This is a genomic window from bacterium (assembly GCA_029210965.1).
Lineage (GTDB): Bacteria > BMS3Abin14 > BMS3Abin14 > BMS3Abin14 > BMS3Abin14 > JALHUC01.
This window is the reverse complement of sequence record JARGFZ010000092.1, coordinates 1-2,165: the sequence shown is the minus strand read 5'-3', so window position 1 is coordinate 2,165 and position 2,165 is coordinate 1. Positions and strand designations below refer to the sequence as shown.

At 56.2% G+C, this 2,165-nt stretch carries 2 protein-coding genes; one reads left to right on the top strand and one right to left on the bottom strand.

What is annotated here, in order from left to right; all coding sequences use genetic code 11:
* Positions 1–221: 221 nt before the first annotated feature.
* A complete protein-coding gene (locus tag P1S59_14385) occupies positions 222–878 on the bottom strand; it encodes an OmpA family protein (protein ID MDF1527415.1) in 657 nt (218 codons plus the stop codon).
* A 412-nt stretch (positions 879–1,290) separates the two neighbouring features.
* On the opposite strand from P1S59_14385, the gene hisF reads away from it, so the two are divergent.
* Positions 1,291–2,061: an imidazole glycerol phosphate synthase subunit HisF gene (gene hisF, locus P1S59_14380; protein ID MDF1527414.1), complete on the top strand. Its 771-nt coding sequence runs from the start codon at positions 1,291–1,293 to the stop codon at positions 2,059–2,061.
* Positions 2,062–2,165 lie beyond the last annotated feature (104 nt).

Below are 2,165 nucleotides of genomic sequence, written 5' to 3'. Positions count from 1 at the left end.
CATGATCCCAGCGCTGGCGGCTCTGCTTGAAACTTTCCCGATCCAGATCCTCGGTTTCCATAGCGATAATGAAGCGGGTTCTTTGGGGTCAGAACAGGAATTTAGCAATATATTTCTGTATGTGTCAGGTATTGACAAATTCCCGCCCTGACCCCCATGAACCCCAACAGTTGCCAAGGGATGCCTGGCCTGACACCATTGGTTCAGTCAGGATCGGTATATTAATTTGTCTGCGGAGCGATCTTGATCTCGACCCTCCGGTTCATTTGGCGTCCTGCGGCGGCGTCATTAGTGGCTACGGGCGTACTCTCTCCGTAACCCACAGCCTGCATTCGGTCGCCGCTGACACCTTCCCGGACCAACAGGGTCCTCACCGAGTTGGCCCTTCGTACGGAAAGGTCCATGTTGTACGCGTCCGTACCCACGCTGTCGGTGTGCCCTTCAACCCTGACCAACGTGTCCGGATACTGCTTCAAGATACGCGCCACCCTGGTGATTTCCGAATAAAGTCCGGGCCTGATCTCGGTGGAATTAGTATCAAAAGTGACGTCACCCTTGAAGGTCACAGCCAGGAGGTTGCCTTCCCTGGAAACGGCCGCGGCTTCCGAGGCGGCCAGAGCTTCGCGCATCTCCCGCTCCTGCTCGTCCATCATCTTGCCCACCGCGGAGCCACCGGCCCCGCCAATAGCGGCACCAATGGCGGCACCGATAAGAGTGCCCTTCGTGTCACGCCCGATGGCCTGCCCGATGACCGCACCGGCCACGGCTCCTCCCGCCGCGCCGTACCTGGTGCCTTTATCCTGCTTCGTTTGCGGTGCGGCACAGCCCGCACCAAGAAGAAAAACACAAAGGATTATAGCTGTAAGAGCCCTGTTCATGACTGTTCTCCCTTTCCCTGTAACAGGATTAAACGCCCGATATCTCGAACAATGAACCGGGGGAAGTTGCTCGCGTAAGGCTCCTGGAACGGGGAGACCAACCGATTTTAACGGCCGCAAACGCCCCTGAAGAAGCTATTCTATAATTCTATGTGGTAGAGGGGACCAAGTCAAACGTCATAGTGGTGGTTTCCATTGGTTGGACAGGTTGGCGGCGTTTTTAAGGAGGGTCAACGGGGTCAGAGCTCAGATCCTCATAGTATGATTTTAAAAAACTGAAAATCTGAGCTTTGACCCCACGCTGTTCCTGTGATTAAGTGATTTCCTGATTGTTCAGCTATTTAGAAATTGGTAGTTTAGTATGGTTCGCTTGATTCACTTCACAATCCTGAGAATTTGAAAGGAGCTTGCCATGCAGCCGATCAAAATCATGCCTTGCCTGGATATGAAGGAGGGGCGAGTGGTCAAAGGCGTGAACTTCATTAATCTGCGCGACGCGGGAGACCCAGTGGAAAACGCCGCCTTTTATGAAGAGGAGGGAGCCGATGCTCTGGCCATGCTGGACATCGCTGCGACCCTCGAGAACCGTAAGACCCGCCTCGAGTGGGTGAAGAATGTAGCTGCGGTCATCAGCATGCCCCTCACCGTGGGCGGCGGGATCGGAAGCATCGAGGATATCGAGATGACCCTCGAGGCCGGCGCGGACCATGTCTCCATGAACAGCGCTGCTGTGGCTGATCCCGATCTCGTCCAGAAGGCTTCTGAGACCTTCGGTAAGGACAGGATCACGGTGGCCATCGACGGACGACGCAACAGCGACATGCCCTCAGGCTTCGAGATCGTAGTCGCCGGCGGTACAAAGGGGACGGGAAAAGACTGCGGGGCATGGGCGACTCAGTGTGAGCAGCTGGGAGCCGGCGTCCTCCTCCCGACCAGCATGGACGGAGACGGCACCCTGGCCGGGTACGACCTGGAGTTTACAAAAATGATCGCCGATGCGGCAGGCCTGCCCATCATCGCCTCCGGTGGGGCCGGGAAACTGGAGCACTTTTACGAGGGCGTGACAAAAGGCGGAGCGCAAGTGCTCCTGGCTGCCTCCGTGTTCCACTTCCGGACCTTCACCATCCGGCAGGTCAAGGAGTACCTCGTGGGGAAGGGTCTGCCCGTGGCCGGGATGTCGTAGGAAAGGGATGATCGGGGTCAGGTGGTGACGGGTTGTTGCTCAAATGCTTGGTTTTATTGGGTTCAGGGTAGCTGTTATGGTAATATACAGGCAACCTTTTTATG